The organism is Aquimarina pacifica, assembly GCF_000520955.1.
Classification (GTDB): Bacteria; Bacteroidota; Bacteroidia; order Flavobacteriales; family Flavobacteriaceae; genus Aquimarina; species Aquimarina pacifica.
Genome location: NZ_JACC01000006.1, coordinates 39,110 through 59,620, shown reverse-complemented (window position 1 = coordinate 59,620; position 20,511 = coordinate 39,110). Strand labels below are relative to the sequence as shown.

At 33.5% G+C, this 20,511-nt stretch carries 13 protein-coding genes; 12 read left to right on the top strand and 1 reads right to left on the bottom strand.

The annotated features are described in order from the left end of the window. Window positions 1–103: 103 nt before the first annotated feature. The 9 genes from DZ60_RS0103795 to DZ60_RS0103755 all read left to right on the top strand — a co-directional run bounded on the left by DZ60_RS0103795 (window position 104) and on the right by DZ60_RS0103755 (window position 14,018). Window positions 104–778, top strand: a complete 675-nt coding sequence (locus DZ60_RS0103795; protein WP_034228628.1) for a class I SAM-dependent methyltransferase — start codon at window positions 104–106, stop codon at window positions 776–778. A gap of 374 nt (window positions 779–1,152) precedes the next feature. Next, window positions 1,153–2,499 carry a hypothetical protein gene (locus tag DZ60_RS0103790; protein ID WP_152537357.1) on the top strand — a complete coding sequence of 449 codons (1,347 nt, stop codon included), beginning with the start codon at window positions 1,153–1,155 and terminating at the stop codon, window positions 2,497–2,499. Between the two features lie 44 nt (window positions 2,500–2,543). Continuing rightward, a complete protein-coding gene (locus DZ60_RS24000; protein ID WP_025740607.1) occupies window positions 2,544–3,668 on the top strand; it encodes a serine hydrolase domain-containing protein in 1,125 nt (374 codons plus the stop codon). Window positions 3,669–3,906: 238 nt separating this feature from the next. Then, a complete protein-coding gene (locus DZ60_RS0103780; RefSeq protein ID WP_025740605.1) occupies window positions 3,907–5,412 on the top strand; it encodes a pyridoxal phosphate-dependent decarboxylase family protein in 1,506 nt (501 codons plus the stop codon). Between the two features lies 1 nt (window position 5,413). Next, a complete protein-coding gene (locus DZ60_RS0103775) occupies window positions 5,414–6,784 on the top strand; it encodes a lysine N(6)-hydroxylase/L-ornithine N(5)-oxygenase family protein (protein ID WP_034228626.1) in 1,371 nt (456 codons plus the stop codon). Next, window positions 6,781–7,965, top strand: a complete 1,185-nt coding sequence (locus tag DZ60_RS0103770; RefSeq protein WP_241448707.1) for an MFS transporter — start codon at window positions 6,781–6,783, stop codon at window positions 7,963–7,965. The genes DZ60_RS0103775 and DZ60_RS0103770 overlap by 4 nt, the downstream gene beginning before the upstream one ends. Window positions 7,966–7,976: 11 nt before the next feature. Then, window positions 7,977–10,424, top strand: a complete 2,448-nt coding sequence (locus tag DZ60_RS0103765; protein WP_051477561.1) for a GNAT family N-acetyltransferase — start codon at window positions 7,977–7,979, stop codon at window positions 10,422–10,424. A gap of 11 nt (window positions 10,425–10,435) precedes the next feature. Next, the gene (locus DZ60_RS0103760) at window positions 10,436–12,883 is read left to right on the top strand and encodes a GNAT family N-acetyltransferase (RefSeq protein ID WP_051477559.1); all 2,448 of its coding nucleotides are present in this window, start codon (window positions 10,436–10,438) and stop codon (window positions 12,881–12,883) included. A gap of 19 nt (window positions 12,884–12,902) precedes the next feature. Then, window positions 12,903–14,018, top strand: a complete 1,116-nt coding sequence (locus tag DZ60_RS0103755; protein ID WP_025740598.1) for a heparan-alpha-glucosaminide N-acetyltransferase domain-containing protein — start codon at window positions 12,903–12,905, stop codon at window positions 14,016–14,018. Between the two features lie 257 nt (window positions 14,019–14,275). Here the strand turns inward: DZ60_RS0103755 and DZ60_RS0103745 are convergent, their stop codons facing one another. Next, the gene (locus DZ60_RS0103745; protein ID WP_025740596.1) at window positions 14,276–15,280 is read right to left on the bottom strand and encodes a helix-turn-helix transcriptional regulator; all 1,005 of its coding nucleotides are present in this window, start codon (window positions 15,278–15,280) and stop codon (window positions 14,276–14,278) included. A gap of 113 nt (window positions 15,281–15,393) precedes the next feature. Between DZ60_RS0103745 and DZ60_RS0103740 the strand changes: the two genes are divergently transcribed. The 3 genes from DZ60_RS0103740 to DZ60_RS0103730 all read left to right on the top strand — a co-directional run bounded on the left by DZ60_RS0103740 (window position 15,394) and on the right by DZ60_RS0103730 (window position 20,322). Next, window positions 15,394–17,769 carry a TonB-dependent receptor gene (locus tag DZ60_RS0103740; RefSeq protein ID WP_025740594.1) on the top strand — a complete coding sequence of 792 codons (2,376 nt, stop codon included), beginning with the start codon at window positions 15,394–15,396 and terminating at the stop codon, window positions 17,767–17,769. Window positions 17,770–17,802: 33 nt separating this feature from the next. Further along, window positions 17,803–19,074, top strand: a complete 1,272-nt coding sequence (locus DZ60_RS22430) for a DUF4374 domain-containing protein (RefSeq protein ID WP_034228624.1) — start codon at window positions 17,803–17,805, stop codon at window positions 19,072–19,074. Between the two features lie 108 nt (window positions 19,075–19,182). After that, window positions 19,183–20,322 (top strand): PepSY-associated TM helix domain-containing protein, encoded by a 1,140-nt coding sequence (locus DZ60_RS0103730; RefSeq protein ID WP_241448706.1) that lies wholly within the window; start codon window positions 19,183–19,185, stop codon window positions 20,320–20,322. The last annotated feature ends 189 nt before the right edge of the window (window positions 20,323–20,511 follow it).

Genomic DNA, 20,511 nt, shown 5'->3' with positions numbered 1-20,511 from the left:
GTGTATACAAAGTAACAGGTGGTCAAATAGAAGTAATAGATGGTTGGTTTTAGTAAAAAAAAGTTAGGTTTACCCTAAAAAGTATACATCATATATACCGATTATGAAGAAAGAAAGTACCTCTAAAAAAAATAAAAAACCCTGGCCTACCAAAGCAGTGATGGAGCAAATTTATGAAAGGAAGCTTTGGGGAGGAAATGATGTTGATTTTTATTCGGGCATAGGATCTCATGATCCTACTATAGTTAAGCTATACACTGATGTTGTCCGATCCTTTTTAACTTCGTTTCGTACTCCTATTACTGTATGTGATTTAGGTTGTGGCGATTTTAATATAGGAAAAGAATTAGTACGGTATACCGAAAAATATATTGCTGTTGATATCGTCGAAGATCTTATTGATCGTAATAAAGAAAAATTTAAAGAAGAAAATTTAGAATTTCATTGTTTAGATATTGCAGTAGATGATTTTCCGTCAGGAGATTGTGCATTATTACGACAAGTGTTACAACATTTGTCAAATACAGAAGTTCAGAAAGTAATAGAGAAGTTATCGGTCTTTAATTATGTTATTCTAACCGAGCATGTACCCGAGGGAGATTTTATTGCAAATAAGGATATTATCTCAGGACAAGGGATTCGATTAAAAAAAAGGAGTGGTCTCGATATATTGGCACCTCCGTTTAATTTTCGGATAAAAAAACAAGAACAATTAGCATCTGTTGTTTTAGACGATAATAAAGGAATCATAGTAACCACGTTATATGAAGTTTTGTAGTATGATATCCATTTTTGCATCCGTCATAAATTTTTTATCACATAAAGTATAAAGCTTCAAAATAGTTAGTTACCCTAGGACATATAATATTACATGTACTTGGCACAACCTTACTGAAGCAAGTTCACTGTTTTCAGGGAGGTATGTTTACTTGTTATATAATATTTTTGAAATCAATATTATAGGGGGAATAATATAATTTTCTTTGTTGTTTATTTAGGGTTAAAATTATTGAAAATGTATTTCCCTAGTGCACGCTATAACATATTTTTCTATTGTGTAAAACGAGTTTATTTTATCTCAAAGAGTAGAAAAGAGCTAGAATATTTGCTAATAATACTGATGGATTTGAGATCACTTATAAAAATAAATGAATGATGAAAAGTATAGGGTGTCTAATTATAATTGTAGCATTATTTCTGATGTCATGCCAAACAGAAAAGAAATCAGAAATAAAAAAAGAGTTACAAAACACTTTGATTGATAGCATATCAGATACGATGACAACGCATAGTGATATTGTCACAACCCGTACAAAAAAAGTCAAAAAAGAACGAACAGATTCTTGGTTAGTCGTTCTTTCTGGAAGTAAAACTTATGCCGAAGCATTAAGAATCAAAGAGAACTACGATTTTGAGACTGAAATTTTAAATTCCTCTGATTATACAGGCCTTAATAATGGGTGGTTTATTAATTGTGTATTACACGCAACGAAAGAAAGTGCGCAAAAACAAGCTGAGGCATTAAAGGTAAATAAGATTAATAATTATATCAAGTTTTCTGGAACTGCCTTATCAGGTATTATCAATAATCATTTTTTGGTGTACGAAAATCGATATATGCTATTGGATATAGAGGCAGACGCAACTGATATTGGTTATATCATCGGCTATCAAAAAGCGGGTTATGGAGAGTTTATGGCTAGAGCAACCTATCAACAGGAGAATATGCCTGAGAACATAAAAAGTGTGCTTAATACAGAGGTAGTCACATATAACAGTCAGGGGAAATCCCAAATAGCAAAGATTATTGATGTTAACATAATCGCCATTCCCTACTTGCATTGGAGCGAATATGACAGGTATAATAGCGAGAATGAATCTTTTAAAGAGGAACAAGAAAAGACCTGGGATTTAATAGAAAGATCCGATGAGACATTACTTGTAGCCGTTCTGGATATTGATGAAGATTTTGAGGCACGTATTGCTCATCCGGATGCTATCAAGGAAAATTACGAGTTTAGTATAACAAATCCAGAAAAAAGTGTGTTAAGCAAGGTTTATGAAACGGATATATTCAAAAAAAATCTAGCTCTTGCTGAAAAGCAGGAGGCTTATATTTTTGAAGAACAACGTAAAAAAGGTTGGGTACATGTGTTAACTACCTATGAACGTAATGATCATAAATATACGTATGTTAATCTTATATTTGGGGATCCCTGTAGTTATGGAAAGTTTGGGGATTTTTATGCTAACATTGCAATCTTATGGGATCATACCAATGCAACTTTTGAAGAACTACAAACATTTGACCACTATAATAATGAATTTGGCACCACAAGTTTTGAGTATAAATTCAGCCCTATTTTTAGCCAGAATAACGCTCCTGAATTGATCGGTTATGTTACCGATAATTTTAAAGGAATGGATGTATATTTCAAAAAAGAAGATCAATGGACTCTTACCCGAAAATTGAAATTTCGTGTTCATCACTGTGATTAAATTATTTGTTATCAGTAGATTATTTTAAAAACACACACAAAACAATGAATTATACGTCGCTAAAGTTATCTTTTTTATTATTCATATTTTTTATACAATGTCCTGCTCAGATCACAAAACATAATTTGGAGCAAAAATTGGTAGATAGAGCTTCTGATATTTTAGATGCTGAATGCGGGGTACAAGGTGATTTTTCGGGAACAATTTTGATTACAAAAAAAGATTCGATTGTTTTAGAAAGGTCCTGTGGAGAGGCTTCTAAAAGATTTCATATAAAAAATGAAATCGATACAAGATTTAATATAGGCTCTCTTAGTGAAATGTTTATTACCATTTCTATGATGCAATTGTACGAACAAAAGTTAATTACATTTGAAGATAAAATCAGTAAATATATTACTGAGGATTGGCTTCCGAGAACGATTAGTGATAAAATAACGATTCATCATTTACTAAGTCACTCTAGTGGGTTAGGATTTCTTGTTAATAGCGATTATAAAGATAGATCGAGAGAACTTTTTTTCAATCTCGAAGATTATATTCCTTTCGTAAAAACTGACACCCTTAATTTTGAACCCGGATCAAGTACTCAATACAGTAATGTAGGAGTGATATTACTTGCGGTGCTATTAGAAAAAGTATCCGGAAAAAAGCATTTTGAATATATATTAGAGCATATTTTTGAACCATTAGATATGCAGGATACAAATTTCTATGATATGAATATGCCTATTGAGAATCTAGCAATTGGCTATTATAGAGATGAATTTGATGAGTGGAAGAATAATTTTTATACGACTATTCTATATAAAGGGCCTTCTGGTGGCATATTTTCGACGGTTCAGGACTTACATAAGTTTGGAACAGCACTGTTTGAACATAAATTAATATCCAGATCCTCAACACAAAAACTCTCGACAATACAAATCCCATCTAATAGATATACAGATGTACAACAAGGATATGGGTATGGCTTTTTTGTCAGGGAGAAAGGCGAATATAAGGCGCTTTCATATTTTGGATTTGCAGAACAGGGAGAAGGCACTAGCTCTGGACTTTTTCTATTCCCAAAGCAAGAATATATAATTTGTATCCTTTCTAATTATGATAAAACAGCCATTGAATTTGCAGGACAATTAGGTAAAATGATATCCAAAACCTGGGAATAATACCGGTTATTCTAATTTGATTTTGTAAAGTTACCTACAAGACAGCATGGGGCATTGTAGAGGTAAATTGGTATAACATATTGATTCATAAAATACTTGGTAATGTATGGGTAATACGATTTAGAAATTCTTCTTTATTTCTGTTTCTACGTCTTTTTTTATCCTAAATACGTCATGAATTTATTTTGACTTGATTCTAAATTTGCATTCAAACTTATTTAGATTAAATAAAAATAATATGTTCCTCGACGCACAAACCAACTTAGTTATTGATGATGAAAAAGAACAATTCTTTAATTCACAATCAAAATATACCTACGAAGAATACATTCAAAAAGCAGTACATCAAGTAAAGCTATTTTTGGATAGAGACCAGTTTTATAGTGGAGATTTTATAAGTGATTTTGCTTCAAAAAATCATTTAATCAATGCTAATGATAGCGTTAATTTGACTATTGACGAAGCTTTACAAGAGATCAAAGATTTGTATCTAGATCATACCATAGCATTTCATCACCCTACCTATGTGGCGCATCTTAATTGCCCCGTCTTACTACCAGCTATCGTAGGAGACCTAGTTGCATCATCGGTAAATACGGCAATCGAAACTTGGGATCAAAGTACTTCTGCAACCTTAATTGAGCAAGAAATGATCCAATGGGTTTGTAATAAGATGAGATTGCCTGACACTTCGGACGGTGTATTTACCAGTGGCGGAACCCAGTCTAATTTTATGGCATTACTTCTGGCTAGAGATGAGTATGCTTTTAAACACTTTGGATTGAATCTAAAGGAAAATGGCTGGTCTGATGTAGTGTCAAAGTTTCGTTTTTTCTGTTCTGAAAAAGCACATTTTAGTATTAAGAAAAATGCTGCATTAATGGGGATGGGATATTCTTCTGTGATTTCAGTACCTACAGATGATAAAATGAAAATGAAACCTGAAGCACTGGTACAAGCTATAGAAAGAGAGAAACAACTAGGTAATATCCCTATTGGGGTGATCGGCACAGCAGGAACTACAGATTTTGGCAGTTTTGACCCGTTAGAGACTATTTCTAAAATAGCCAAAGAGTATGATATTTGGTTTCATGTAGATGGAGCTTATGGTGGGGGTTACATATTAACAGAGACCCATCAACACCTGTTAAGAGGTGTGAAATATGCAGATTCTGTGACAATTGATTTTCATAAAACGATGTTTCAACCTGTTTGTTCTAGTGCTTTTTTGGTACGTGATACCCGACATTTTAAGTATGTGTCTCATTATGCAGATTATCTAAATCCTTTAGAACATCGTGATGCTACATGTCCTAATTTGATCGAAAAATCCATACAAACAACTAGACGATTTGATGCACTGAAACTTTGGTTTACCTTAAAAATGACAGGAGCTAAGACAATTGGTTCTTTTTTAGAAAAAGTACATTACCTCGCTTTAGATCTCTATTATAATATCAAAGATGATCCTTGTTTTGAAATTGCTCATAAACCAGAATTGAGCACATTGGTATTTAGGTATAGAGCTATAGGAATAGATTGTGATGCGATTCATGATACCATTAACCTTTACATAAAAAACACACTTTTTAAATCGGGTCAGGCATCTGTAGCAAGTACCAAAATTGACGCAAAAGTGTATTTGAAATTTACATTACTTAATCCCAAAAGTACTATTGATGATTTATTGAATATCATTAATATGATTAAAGATACAGGTAGAAATTACAAAACCCATAATTAAGATGAATAGTAAAATAAATGATAAAATAAATTCCAAAATAAATAAAGAAGATATCATCGACTTTGTTGCTATTGGTGTTGGACCGATGAACTTGGGATTGGCATGTTTAACAGAATCTATTGCCGAATTAGATGGGGTTTTTCTTGATAAAAAAGATACATTTGAGTGGCATCCCGGTATGATGCTTCAGGATACAACACTACAAATCCCTTTTATGGCAGATTTGGTAACCTTGGCAGATCCAACCAATCCATTTAGTTTTCTCAATTATATAAAGGAACAAGGACGGATCTATTCATTTTACATTAGAGAAAACTTTCTGGTATTAAGAAATGAGTATAATCAATATTGTCAATGGGCCATACAGAAATTATCGAATATTCATTTTCAGACAGAAGTGAATCAAATTTTATACAATCAAGAAGAAAAGTATTACACAGTTTTTTCTAATTGTACGGCAACCAACGAACAAAAAATCTATAAAACGCGGAAACTAGTTTTAGGAACCGGTACTCAGCCATTTGTACCAAAGTGTTGTACAGATCTAAAAGGGAAAGCGATTCATTCTTCGACTTATCTATCTCATAAAGAAAAACTACAATCAAAAAAAACAATCACAGTTTTAGGAAGCGGGCAGAGTGCGGCAGAAATATTCTATGATCTTCTGCAAGAAATTGATACAAAGGGCTACGAATTGAATTGGATCACTCGATCTTCAAGGTTTTTTCCTTTAGAATATTCGAAGCTTACTTTAGAAATGACCTCCCCAGAGTATGTAGATTATTTCTATGACCTGCCTTCGAATAAAAGAGATGATTTAATCAAAAATCAGAAACACTTGTACAAAGGGATTAATCAGGATTTGATCGCCAATATTTATGATCTAATCTATACCAAACAAAGGACTAATAGAGTTAAGATCAATCTTAGAACAAATTCAGAATTAAAAAAAGCAACGTATGACAATTCTTTAGAGAAATTCTATCTCGAGATACATCAGCATGAGCAAGATAAATACTATCAACATCAAACAGAAGGACTTGTATTAGCCACAGGGTATGAATACCAACAACCTAAGTTTATTGATGGAATAGAAGATCAGATTTGCTGGGATGAAAAGGGAAGGTACAGCGTGCATCGTAACTATGCTATTGATCATAAGGGGACAGATATTTTTGTGCAAAATGCAGAGCTACATACTCATGGTTTTGTTACTCCTGATCTAGGAATGGCTTGCTACAGAAACTCTTATATTATCAAAGAATTAACTGGGACAGATTATTACCCTATAGAAAAAAGAATTGCTTTTCAACAATTTGAGGTGACCGAAGAAGAGGAAATTAAAGTGCAAGAGCCAACTCAAACCGTATGAAGAATTTTCTAATAATAATGACACTAGTGGCAGTGGTAAGTGATTATTTATTACATCCCTTTTATCCACAGTTTTTTGAATCCCGTTTTGGTGTTACCGATCCGGCTTGGGTGGGCTATTATTTTGCGGCTATTTGTTTTATGGTAATGATTTCATTTCCGTTTTGGGCCTATGTTTCCAAAAAAGTAGCAGAGCTTAATATCCTTGTATATACACAATGCATTGCCGGGATATTGGCCTTGTTCTGTTATGCAACGAACTCGTATATTAATTTTTGGATTATTTCATTGGTAATGGTTTTGTTTAAAGGGAGTTATCTTTTAGTTTACCCATATATTCTAAAAATTATTACCAAAAAAGAACACCCCAATACGATAGGGCTATTGTCTGTGGTAGTTCATTTAGGTGGGATTTTGGGAGCCGTTATCGGAGGTTTTACGGTAGATATGATTGATGCAAGCTATATCTTTTTGATAATGGCGATAGGTGATTTTATACAGATGGGTATGAGCTTGTTTTTAATCAAAAGTGATGCCTACAATACCACTCCTATTGCCATAGAAACAGAATCATCGGTTCAAACAGATACAAGGATAATTCCGAAAGGATTTATTCTCAAAATAGGGTTGATAACAATGATCCTATATTTCAGTGATTTTTTAATACGCCCTTTTTTCTCCAGGTATTGGGAGTATGTTTCGGATTATGATTCTAGGATTGTTTCTGGAGCCATATATGCAATACCTGGATTTGTAGCATTATTCGCTTTATGGATAAACACCAAAAGGAAAACGACCACAAATACCTATCAAGGAATCATATCTATATTGTTTTTGGGCAGTATTGGATTGCTTATACAAGGAGTAGGAACTGAGTCAACAATAATTATCGGAAGAATTGTGTACGGATGGGCAATCTTTCAGGGAGTTGTAAAATTTGATGTTTTAGTATTTGAGTTAAGTACTCCTGAGTCATACGCAGTCGATTATAGTAAAGTTCATTTTTTTCAGAACTTGGGAGTATTACTGTCTTCTTTTTCTGTGGGTCTTTTTGTTGATAATTATGGATTGCAAATTCCATTTATGATTGCTTTTGCAGGATTTGTACTTACAATACTCCTGTACTATTTGATCTTCAAAATAGCTATAAATACAACCTCAGGATCGTTAGCAAAAACCTAAGAATATTTTAAATGAAGCGTACTAATAATAATATACAATCCATAGATAATAATGTTTATACAAAATCTTTTAAAGATTTTGGAACTATAGAAATACGACTTTTTCGAATTACTTCTGATAGTGAGTTATTACACCAATGGGTAAATCAGGATTATGCAGTCTTTTGGGGAATGCAAGGGGCAAGTATACAAGAAGTACGAAAAGAATATGCTATGCTCATGGAGCCCGATCATTATGATGTTTTTGTAGGAGTATTCGAAGGAAAACCTGTTTTCGTACTCGAACGATATGACCCGCAACAGGACATAATTAGCTCTTTATATCAAGGCTTAAAAGGAGATTGCGGGATTCATATAATAGTTGCACCTCCAGAGGTTAGGATTCCGAATTTTACCTGGTATCTATTTACTGCGATAATGGATTTTGTGTTCGAGGATACAACTATAAAGAGAATTTTAGTAGAGCCCGATATACGCAATAAAAAAATGTTTGCATTATGTCAGCGAATAGGGTTTCAACAGGATAAAGTAATAGAATTACCAAATAAAACTGCTCAGTTAGCTTTTCTTGATAGAGAACGATACAAACAACTTACCTCAATTTCACAATTTAACAAACGAAGTGCAATGAATACTTTAGACAATGCCGTTTCACCACAACAATCAATCGCTCATTTACAACCCGAAGTATGGGTAAAAGCAAATACAGGATTAATAGCAAAAGCCATATGCGAATTTACCCACGAACTTCTAATTACACCCACTGTTTTAGAACACCTAGAAGATGGTTGGAATAGTTATATATTAAAAACAGATCAAACAGAAATACACTATCAATTTATTGCAAAACCACTTTCTCTTCAACATTTATGGATTGATCATGATTCAATAAAGAAGTATGACAATAATGAGCATGTAGTTTTAGATGCAGTTCTTTTTATTAAAGAATTCAGGAAACAATTAGGGATCAAGAATGATCAGATGCCAGTATATTTAGAAGAAATTATTAGTACACTATATGGTAGTGCTTTTAAATTTTTAAAAGGAAATCCAACGGCAAAAGAGCTAGTAACAGCAGATTTTCAGACTATAGAACAATCCATGACCGAAGGTCATCCGGGGTTTGTCGCTAATAATGGGCGCATTGGTTTTGATAGTAGTGATTATAGATCGTATGCACCAGAGGCAGGAAACTCTTTCTCATTACTATGGTTAGCAGGTCATAAAAGTAGAGCGGTATATGCCGCTACAGATGCACTGCCATATGATATTTTGATAGAACAAGAGTTAGATCTCAAAACACGATCATCTTTTAATGCGATCATCAAAAATAAAGGTTTGGATCCAGAGGATTACTTCTTTATACCTATGCATCCTTGGCAATGGTTTAATAAATTGGCAAATCTTTTTTCACCAGAAATTGCTACCGGAAACTTAATTTGTTTGGGTTATGGCCCAGATCAATACCTCGCTCAACAATCGATACGTACATTATTTAATAGCACAAACCCCAAAAAGTTTTATACAAAAACGGCATTGTCAATTCTTAATATGGGATTTATGAGGGGGCTTCCGCTATATTATTTGGGGACTGCACCCAAAATGGCAGTTTGGTTAGAAGAAATACTATATACAGATTCGTATATACAAGAAACAGGATTTAGAATGTTAGGAGAGATCGCCTCAGTGAGTTATGTAAATCCATATTTTGAGGAGTTCGGATCACATAATGACTATAATAAAATGCTTGCTTCTCTTTGGCGAGAGAGTCCAATGGCAAACATATCAGAAAAACAGCAGGCGATGACTATGGCGGCATTTCTACATATAGACCAGAATGGAGAAGCTTTACTGCCTAAAATAATTGAGAAATCAGGGATATCTATTGAGCATTGGCTTCAAAAATATTTAAAAGCCTACCTGAGTCCGCTGTTACATTGTTTTTACCATTTTGATTTGGTCTTTATGCCTCATGGAGAGAATATTATTATGGTATTAGAAGATCATATTCCGGTAAACATTTTTATGAAAGATATTACTGAAGAAGCTTGTATTTTGAATCCAGAATTTGAATTACCTGATCATCTGAAACGTATGTATGCACCAGTTCCCGAAGATGTTAAATTACTTTCAATATTTACAGACGTTTTTGATGGTTTCTTTAGGTTTATGGCGCATATTTTGGTTGCGCATGCTAATGTCAAAGAGGAAGTTTTTTGGAAAGTAGTGGCCGAAAATATTCAGGAATATCAAGGTCGATACCCAGAAAAAGAATCAAAATTTAAGCAATATGATTTATTTGCTCCTGATTTTCATTTATCGTGTTTGAATCGTCTACAACTCAATAATCATAAACAAATGATTGATTTAGATGATCCGGTTGCGCTACTGCAATTTGCCGGGAAATTAAAAAATCCTATTGCAGCATTCAAAAAGGATAGTGTAGAAGTAGTTTCTTGATATATATTAATATGAACGAAAAAAGAACCTTATCAAACCTTGTGTTTTCAAGAACGATTAAAGATTTTGGCAAGATCCGTTTACATCGCTTGGATCTTGACAAAGACATAGAAGTCATTCATAATTGGGTGACAAAACCATATGCTCAATATTGGGGCATGACCAATAAATCATTAGAAGAAGTCCGTTCAGAATACAAAAAACTCATTGCTACACCTAATTATGAGGTGTTTATAGGAATATATAAAAATGAGCCTATCTTTTTGATGGAAAAATATAAAGCTTCAGAAGATAGGATTTCGGCATACTATACTACTAAAGAGACTGATTATGGGATGCATATTCTGATTGCTCCTCCTCAAAAAATTATACACGGATTTACCTGGAATGTGTTCAGTACCGTACTAGAATATTTTTTTGAGCAGCCCGATATTAATAGAGTAGTGGTAGAACCAGATATTCGAAATAACAAAATTCATAAACTCAATAAGAAGGCAGGATTCAAGTATCAAAAAGAAATTGAGTTACCAGAAAAAACTGCTGCACTTGCCTTTTGCGAGTTCAGCGATTATCAAGAATCTAACGGATTTTTGAAAGCACAATCAAAATCTATGACGAATATAACCAGTACTGACATCGAATCTACGGTGAATCATTTAACACCCGAGGTATGGGAAAAAGCAAATATTGCACTTGTAAAAAAAGCGATTAGTGAATTTGCTCATGAATTGGTTTTGAAACCTAAAAAAATTGGAGAGGTTGAGGGTAAGAGTCGTTATTTCTTAATTTCAGATATACCTGGTATTACGTATGAGTTTGTGGCTCAAAAAAGAGCACTTGATCATTGGGATATTGATGAAAATACGATTCTAAAAAAACAAAACGGAGATATCTGCGCTATTTCTGCACTTATGTTTATTGTCGAGTTTAGATACATATTGGGGATTCCTGAACATTTACTTTCAGTTTATTTAGAAGAGGTTTCGAGTACATTATCGAGTGCTGCCTATAAGTTAAATAATCAAATATTTTGTTCTCAAGACTTGGTAAATAGTTCTTTTCAGGCGATTGAGCATGCCATGACCGAAGGTCATCCTTGTTTTGTTGCTAATAATGGGCGGATTGGTTTTAATAGTGAGGACTATATTAGGTACTCCCCTGAAACCAATAGACCTTTTACCATTTTCTGGTTGGCAGGGCATAAAAGTAAAACCACGTTTACTGCGACTAAGAAGCACGGATATAAGTCGTTAATGAAAAAAGAATTGGGAGTTAATACCATAGCAAAATTTAATGCTAAGCTTAACTCTTTAGGGTTAGATATAGCGTCTTATGTTTTTATCCCAGTGCATCCATGGCAATGGAAGAATAAAATATCACAGGTGTTTGCTGGAGATATAGCTGACAATATGCTTGTGTTTTTAGGAGAGGGAGACGACTATTTTTCTGCGCAACAATCCATACGTACGTTGTATAATATGTCGCATCCAGAAAAGATGTATACCAAAACGGCACTTTCAATTTTGAATATGGGGTTTATGAGAGGACTTTCTCCTTATTATATGCAAACGACACCAGAAATTACGGAGTGGATTAGCACATTGTTAGAAAAGGATACCTATCTCAAAAAGACAGGATTTGCCATGCTTGGCGAAGTTGCAACTGTTGGTTTCGAGAATACCTATTATGAAGTATTAGGTAAAACAAACGCGCATAACAAAATGTTATCTGCATTATGGCGAGAAAGTCCCTATTCAAAGATCAAAAAAGGACAACAACTAATGACCATGGCAGCTTTTCTGCACATAGATAAGGACAATAACTCGTTGTTAGCAGTACTAATAAAAAAATCGACATTTGATACTACAGATTGGTTGCGCAAGTATTTACATACGTACCTCAGCCCTTTATTACATTGTTTTTTTACGTATGAATTGGTTTTTATGCCTCATGGCGAAAATATTATCATGGTTATGGAAAATCAGACTCCTGTGAAAATCCTTATGAAAGATATTACAGAAGAAATCATTGTTTTTGATGCCGATTTAGATATACCAAATAAAATAAAACGCTTGTATGCCCAAACTTCGGATAAGATGAAATTACTGGCGTTATTTACAGATGTATTCGATTGCTATTTTAGGTTTATGTCTGCAATACTAGAAAAACATTTGGGATATCAAGAGGACAGGTTTTGGGAATTAGTAGCAGAGAATATTCATACATATCAGTTAAAACATCCCGAATTTCAATCAAAATACGAAAGGTATGATCTCTTTGTGCCAGAATTTGACCGATGCTGCCTAAATCGTTTACAGCTTAGAAATACACAACAAATGCTCAATCTGTCGGATCCAATCGATAGCTTGATTCTAGAAGGAACATTAAAAAATCCAATTGCAAAGTTTAACAATATGAAAGTAACTAACAAACAACCTGAACTGGTTGAAGGCAATTAAAAATTAACAATAAAGACTTATGGAGAATATAAAACGCAATAGAATCTTAGCAATAGACTTAGCAAGGGGAATAAGCGTGTTGATGGTAATTGTTGTACACACATTATGGATATATGGTGATATACATACACAATCAGAAACCTGGTTGGGGTCCTTAATTCATTTTATCGGAAAAGGAACTCCCATGTTCTTAATTGCCATGGGTGTGTCATTTACAGTATCACGTAATCAGAGTGTTGCACTTTCTATAAAAAGAGCCTTTTATATTTTGGGAGTAGGGTATCTAATGAATTTTTTGAAGTTCATACTGCCAGTTTTAGCAGATATAGTACCAGATAACTTTATTGCGGCATATGGATGGACTACACCGGTTACTATTGACAATATGATCTATATGCTCGGAACGGGAGATATTCTTCAATTGGCAGGAGTTTCTTTAATATTCATGGGGATTATCAATAGGTTTTCGAAGAGTAAGTATATACTTCTGGTGATCGCTTTACTCATAGTAATTGGTGCCAAAGAAGTACATGGCTTTCGATTAGGAATTATCGGTGTTGATTATATATTAGATCTTCTTTGGGGTGCTGAGTGGAATGTCTATTTTGCGGTATTCCCTTGGTTTTCGTTTATCCTAATCGGGATGTTTTTTGGAAGATGGTATAAGGAGAAAGGCAATAACACAACGTATCTTTTTAATAAAATGGGGATTGCAGGAGTCTTTTTGATGTTGTTGGGCGGTGGATTGTGTTATTATAGTTTTGAATATCATTTTGGAGATTACTTTCATTTAGGTCCGGGAGGAACCTTGTATTTGGCAGGATTTAATCTTGTATTACTATGGTTGGTAAATCTTTTTGTAAACAGAATAAAAGAAAATAAAATTATTACCTTTTTTTACTATTGTAGTAAGCACGTTACTACTATATATGTTATCCAATGGGTGCTCATTTGTTGGGGAATGGGAGTCTTGGGGTATCAACAGTTTGGAGTTACAGGTGTACTCTTATTAATACCCTTTTATATGGTATTGACATTAGGAGTTCAGAAATTCTTGTTAGATTGGTTTTTACTTGATAAAAGTAGTAAAAAACGAACAATAATAAACAAACGAGTAACAGTTCAAAAAACATGATATTATGAGACAATTTGATTGTATTTCTTTAGCCTATTTGGCCAGAAAAATAGTTGTGAGTGTCGAGTCATGTAGATCGTAATTACGAGAATAGTATTCATAAATTAAGATATTTGAAATCATTTGGATTAATAGAAGAAAAAAAACAATCCATGTGCAATTTCATGCATGAAAACCAAAACATTTGACCTTCGAAAAATGGAATTCTTAGCAAAAGCTCAGTATAGAAAAATGATGGTGGCTAGCGAAAAAGAATATTAATAGACTTCTTTGTTTCTATATTTTTTTGGAGTAACACCTTGTATTTTTTTAAATGCAGCAGTAAAGTGTGTTGAGTTTTTGTATCCGACCAGTTCCGAAATTTCATAAATAGGTTTTTTACTATGATCTAACAATTGTTTTGCTTTATCCATACGGAGCCCCATGGCATACTCGAAAATGGTTTTACCAAAAAGCTTTTTAAATTCTTTTTTTAATACAAAATCATTGAGACCAATTTCTTTAGACAATTGTTGTATAGAATATTGGATAGATAAATCAGAAGAAATGATATGTTGTGTCTGATATAGTTTTTTTATTAGATTGTCGACAGGAATAGATATATTAGGCTTTGCTTTTGTAGGTTTTTCTAATTGCAAAGAAATCAATTCGAGCGTTTTAGATTCTAAAAAAAGACGTTTTAATAATCCTCGACGGGTATCCGATAAAATTTCAGAAAGAATGTTTTGTGTTTTGGCGCATAATGGTTTTAAGAAATTATGCTCCTGTTTTGTTAGACAAAATGTTTCTAAAATGTTAAATTCATCATTAAGATGATGTCTTTCAATAAAATCTTTGGTCATCCTAATTTTGACTTCCTTTAATCTTTTTCGCTTATGATAGGAAATCGAACCCCGAATTTCAGATAGGTATACTAAATACGATTCCTGACTTTCGTAAATAAAATCCTTTGATATACCTTCAATTTTTATAATTAATTCACCATCAATAAGAAATGATAGTTCAAGGAAATCTTTAGGAAGATTCCCTTGAAGAAGTATATCTTTTTTGAGTAATACATCAAATATTGCAATTGATAATCCTTCGAATTGATGATGTAAAAAAAAGCCGATACCGTAAGACTCAAGGAATTTGTATCGTTTTGATATAATTCCGCAATGTTCTTTTACCCCTGTTAATTCAATAACTTCTTGTAAGGTGTCAATTTTTGCGGTATATACTTCGGTTTTAAGCGACGTCTTTTTGCGTCTTTTTTTATCCATAATGCGTCATTTTTCTCTTGCTATAGACACTAATTTTGCACTTTAAATTTATTTAGATTAAATATAAATAATATTTTCAGATCGCTAAATTAATCAAAAAATAATTATAGTCAGTGGTTATTTTAAAAAGAAAAAACAGTGTTTTTTTATTGCTTTTTGTTGCTCTTTTTTGTCAGGGCCAAAAGACAATACAAGGTGTAGTAATAGATCAGAATTCAAATCCTGTTTCTGAAGCTTCTATACGTGTTGTCGAGCTCAAAAATGTTGGTACAACAAGTGATTTTGACGGAAGGTTTGAAATTGCTATTCCAAAGGGGACATATACCTTAAAAACTAGTTTCGTTGGTTTTAAAACGAAGACTACTACAATTGAGGTAGTTGATACGAGGATGGAGTCTATTACCATTGTTCTCGAAGAAAGCGTTGAAGCATTAAAAGACGTAATTATAAAGAGTAAGACAGCAGCGCAAAAGATTAAAGAAAAAGCGTTTGAGGTAGAAGTTATACAAACCAAAGAGTTAAAGAATATAAGTGTTGATGTGAATGCTGTATTGACTACTATACCCGGGGTTAATGTTCGTCAGAGAGGAGGTTTAGGAGCCGCTTTTGATTTTTCGCTAAATGGACTATCGGGAAAGCAGGTAAAGTTCTTCATAGATGGAATCCCCATAGAGAATTTTGGGAGCTCTTTATCTCTCAATAATTTTCCTGCCACGTTAATAGAGAGAGCCGAAGTTTACAAAGGAGTTGTGCCTATTCATTTAGGAGCAGATGCTTTGGGAGGAGCAATAAATATTATAACCAATAGGCGTAAAAATGATTTTCTAGATGTATCCTATGATATAGGTTCATTTAATACGCATCGTGCCACTGTAAATGGTCAATATTATAATAAAAAAGGGTGGATGTTTCAAGTGTCCTCATTTTATAACTATTCTGATAACAATTATACCATTGATGGTATAGAGGTGAGAGATGAACTAGGCAATGATACAGGTGTTCGTGTAGATGATGTAGAGCGTTTTCATGATGCGTATAATTCGCAAATGGTACAGTTCAAAACAGGTGTAGTTGATAAGGCATATGCAGATCGTTTGATTATAGGATTTACCGCTTCGGCCAATAAGAATGAGATTCAACATCCTATAGATCCGCAAAACCCATTTGGTGAAGTTTTTACTCAAAACAATATCGTCTCGGGGGCTATCGAGTATGAAAACAATAAGCTTCTAAAAGAAAAACTCAAATTAAAAATTTATGGATCTGTTACTCAAAATAACGAGAAAGTAGTAGATACTTCTTCTAGAAAATATGATTGGTTCGGAGGTTTTGTAGAACGAGGCGATCAGTCATTAGGAGAATTTGAAGCTAGCAAAACATTGTTTGAATTTGAGGATAATTTACACCTGATAAATGCTTTGACATCTTATGTCTTTAACGAATCTCATTCGGTACATTTTAATTATACTAAGAATTATTTTCGACGTAAGGGAGAGGATCCCGCAATATCAGGAAGAATTGCTTTTCAGGACCCGCATATTGTAAACAAAAATATATTTGGAGTATCCTATGATGTTGAGTTGTTTGATTCTAAATGGAATACTTCTTTGTTTACCAAGGGCTACTTACTCAACTCTGAAGGGGTAATAGAGGATCTTTTTACCAATATAGAAGAAGATAGGTTTACGCGTTTTGAAAATACTTTTGATAAACTGGGATATGGAGCCGCCTCTACCTATAAAATTTTAGAGAACCTTCGGGTAAAAGTATCTTTTGAACGAACATTTAGAATCCCAGAAGGATTCGAACTATTTGGAGATGGGTTTTTATTAAAATCAAATCCACAGTTATTGCCAGAAGAAAGTTACAATGCCAATTTAGGAGTTCTTTTCTCTACCGATTTTAATGATTTAAAATTGCAAGTTGATACAAACACTTTTTTAAGAGAATCAGAAAACTTTATCGCCATTCGATCAGAAGGTATTTTCTCTAGATACTATAATACTGCTGATGCAAGAAGTACAGGAGTCGAAGGCGAAATTAGGACACTATTTAAGGATAGATACTTTTTAGACGTCAACGCAACCTACCAAAATAGCATAGATCGTAATGCAGGAGAAAATGCTGGTGTAGATTTTTTAAAGAATCAGAGAATTGCAAATATTCCTTATTTATTCGGGAACTCTAGGTTGGGAGGGAGATTTAAAAATGTCTTTACAAACGAGGATCAGTTGAATATCTCATGGAGTACCTATTATGTACATGAATATCCGCTTACTTCTTTTGTAGAAGGAGATCCAGATGAACGAGACCTTATTCCTGAACAAGTTTCTCATAATATGCACTTGGGGTATTCTTTTGGAGATGGAAAATACAACATTTCTCTATTGGCTCGTAATATTATGGATGCCAGAATTTATGACAATTTCGAGATTCAGCAACCAGGGAGAGCTTTTTATATAAAACTGAGATACTATTTGTCAAACTAAAATAATTGCTAATTTTTTTAAACTAAAACAAAAATGAAAACTATAAATTTAATAAAAAACCTAATGTTATTTATGGCATTGTCCATATGTACATTTTCTTGTAACAGTGACGATGAAGGTACAGGTACTGAAGAACCAACATCTATTTCTAAGTATGTGGTTGGATTCGAGGCATTTCCTGTAGGAGACGCTGCTGCTGTTGATTATATTCTTGAGCTATCTTCATTAGAATCATTAACCACGGGAGAAATTTCTGTTGAGGGTCAGGGAACACCTCTAAAAGGCTGGAGATTCTTTCATAGTGCTGGAAATACAATTTTTACTGCAGGATATTCTGATGACGATACCTGTATTGCTTATCAATTAAATGAAGACGGAGAACTAGAGGAAAAAGCAAACTTTGCATTTCAATCTACTCTAGATAACTATGCTGCTCTAGATGATGATACCTTATTAGCTGTAGAACTAACGTACGGAGGACTATCTGATAAACGTTTTCATGTTGTAAATGCAGAAACAGGGCTGTTAGAAGAGATAGTAGAACATCCTATTGATACTGATATGGGAAGCGGTACCGAAGAAGATCCTGGATCTACTCCGTGGGTAACAGGTATGGTTCTTAGAGATGACAAATTGTTCGTATCCTATCATAAATGGACTGCAGATGGATTGTATGTTACTCCAGATGTAGATAGAGCCTATGTTGCAGTTTTTGATTACCCAGAATTTGAACTAGAAAAAATTATAGAAGATACTAGAACAAGTCCTATCGGTGTCAATGGTCACAGTACAGGTATAGAAGCTACCGAAAATGGTGATATTTATTCCTTTTCTACCTCTGCATTAAGTGCAGGATTTACCTCGGCAACAAAACCTTCTGGGATCTTAAGGATTAAAGATGGAGAAACGGAGTTTGATGCAGATTATTTCTTTAACATAGAAGATGCCACTGACGGAGGTAAATTATTCTGGATGGATTATATAGGAAATGGTAAGGCAATTGCAAGAATTATTTTGGATGATACTAATGGCGCTTATGAATGGGGAGCCTTCTTCTTGAAGGATGCTTTCAAATTAGTAGTTATTGATTTAGAAAATAAGACAGTGACCGATATTGATGGAGTGCCTAATCATGGTAATCGCTATACATCACCAATGTTTGTAGAAGATGGTAAAGCATATATTAGCTGTTCTACAGATACAGAAACACATGTGTATATAGTAGACCCAGAAACGGCTTCAGCGACTCAGGGCGCTAAGGTTCTCGGTTTAGGGTTAAAAGGAATTTTTAAAGTAACTAATTAATCATTCGATTAGAAAAGAAGACACTCTTAGACATTCATTTTTTCTGAGAGTGTCCTTTTTTATATAAATAATACTATGGGTAAAAAGAAGAACACTCGCAAAACCATCTTGAATATTCATAAAATATTAGGGTTGACAACAGGTTTGGTCATTTTTATTGTGTCTGTAACAGGTTGCCTCTGGGTGTTCAAAGAGGAAATAGAAAGTTTTTATGATGATTATAAATATGTAACTCCTCAAAATCAAGACTTTCTTCCCGCCTCTACAATAAAAGAATTAGCAGAAAATGTGATTCCTAATAGGAGTATTCATGGGGTTGTCTACGGAAAACCCAACGAGGCAATCGAAGTGGTGTTTTATGAGGCCGAACCAGAAGTTTTTTATCACAGTGTTTTTTTAAACCCTTATACAGGAAATGTTATCAAACAAATTGATAATAATGCCGGTTTTTTTGGTTTTGTGCTCAAAGGGCATTTGCGTTTATGGCTACCTGATGCCATAGGATCAAGAGTTGTATCATATTCTGTATTATTGTTCTTAGTGATTTTGGTAAGTGGTCTTTTTCTATGGTGGCCTAGAAATAATAAAAACTGGAAACAACGTTTGAAGTTTGACTGGAATGCTAAAACCAGATGGAAAAGAAAGAATTTTGATTTGCATACAGTCGTAGGGTTTTATGTTTCTTCTTTTGGATTGATATTAGCATTTACGGGATGTGTAATGGCCTTTAACTGGTTTTATTTTATAGCATATAAAGCTACAGGTGGAGATAAAGATCCTAGGTTTGTAATGCCCGAAAATGAGCAAATTATAACTTCTACTATATCCCCTAATCATAATTACGATCAATTGGTCCCGCTATTAAAAAATAAGTATAGAGATGCCTTTAGTTTTGAATTACATTACCCAGAAAACGATACTACTTCAATATTAGTAGAGGTTAGTAATTCTAGAGGTTTATACTATAATATGGATTATCTGTTTTTTGATCAAAATACACTCAAAGAAATAGAAGCTACCAGTATTTATGGGAAATATAAGAATGCCAAATTTGCTGATAAAGTAATCCGTATGAACTATGATATTCATATTGGAGCCATAGGGGGTATTGTGGGTAAAATTATTGCTTTTTTAGTGAGTTTTATTTGTGCAACATTGCCGGTGAGTGGTATTTTATTATGGTATGGGAGAACATACAAAAAACAATCAAAAAATAAGGACTCAGTACTTATAACTCATCAAGTTTAGAGTTTATAACATTTAAAAAGATGATCTGTAATTTTTTTGTAGGTAGGATTGTATGTTGTTATTGAAGAAATAATTTCGCGTAAGGCCTGTTTTCTAGGGCGAAAATATTGGTATTTTGATATGTAACTAAGAATATAGAGGTGTTAGTTTGATCTCTTTCTGCCTAATTATTTCATTTAAATTAGAAGT

Excerpts from the sequence above, each read along its gene's own strand:
- DZ60_RS0103755 (WP_025740598.1), top strand. The coding sequence starts at position 12,903 with ATGGAGAATATAAAACGCAATAGAATCTTAGCAATAGACTTAGCAAGG.
- DZ60_RS24000 (WP_025740607.1), top strand. The coding sequence starts at position 2,544 with ATGAATTATACGTCGCTAAAGTTATCTTTTTTATTATTCATATTTTTT.
- DZ60_RS0103775 (WP_034228626.1), top strand. The coding sequence starts at position 5,414 with ATGAATAGTAAAATAAATGATAAAATAAATTCCAAAATAAATAAAGAA.
- DZ60_RS0103795 (WP_034228628.1), top strand. The coding sequence starts at position 104 with ATGAAGAAAGAAAGTACCTCTAAAAAAAATAAAAAACCCTGGCCTACC.
- DZ60_RS22430 (WP_034228624.1), top strand. The coding sequence starts at position 17,803 with ATGAAAACTATAAATTTAATAAAAAACCTAATGTTATTTATGGCATTG.
- DZ60_RS0103790 (WP_152537357.1), top strand. The coding sequence starts at position 1,153 with ATGATGAAAAGTATAGGGTGTCTAATTATAATTGTAGCATTATTTCTG.
- DZ60_RS0103780 (WP_025740605.1), top strand. The coding sequence starts at position 3,907 with ATGTTCCTCGACGCACAAACCAACTTAGTTATTGATGATGAAAAAGAA.
- DZ60_RS0103745 (WP_025740596.1), bottom strand. The coding sequence starts at position 15,280 with ATGGATAAAAAAAGACGCAAAAAGACGTCGCTTAAAACCGAAGTATAT.
- DZ60_RS0103770 (WP_241448707.1), top strand. The coding sequence starts at position 6,781 with ATGAAGAATTTTCTAATAATAATGACACTAGTGGCAGTGGTAAGTGAT.
- DZ60_RS0103760 (WP_051477559.1), top strand. The coding sequence starts at position 10,436 with ATGAACGAAAAAAGAACCTTATCAAACCTTGTGTTTTCAAGAACGATT.
- DZ60_RS0103765 (WP_051477561.1), top strand. The coding sequence starts at position 7,977 with ATGAAGCGTACTAATAATAATATACAATCCATAGATAATAATGTTTAT.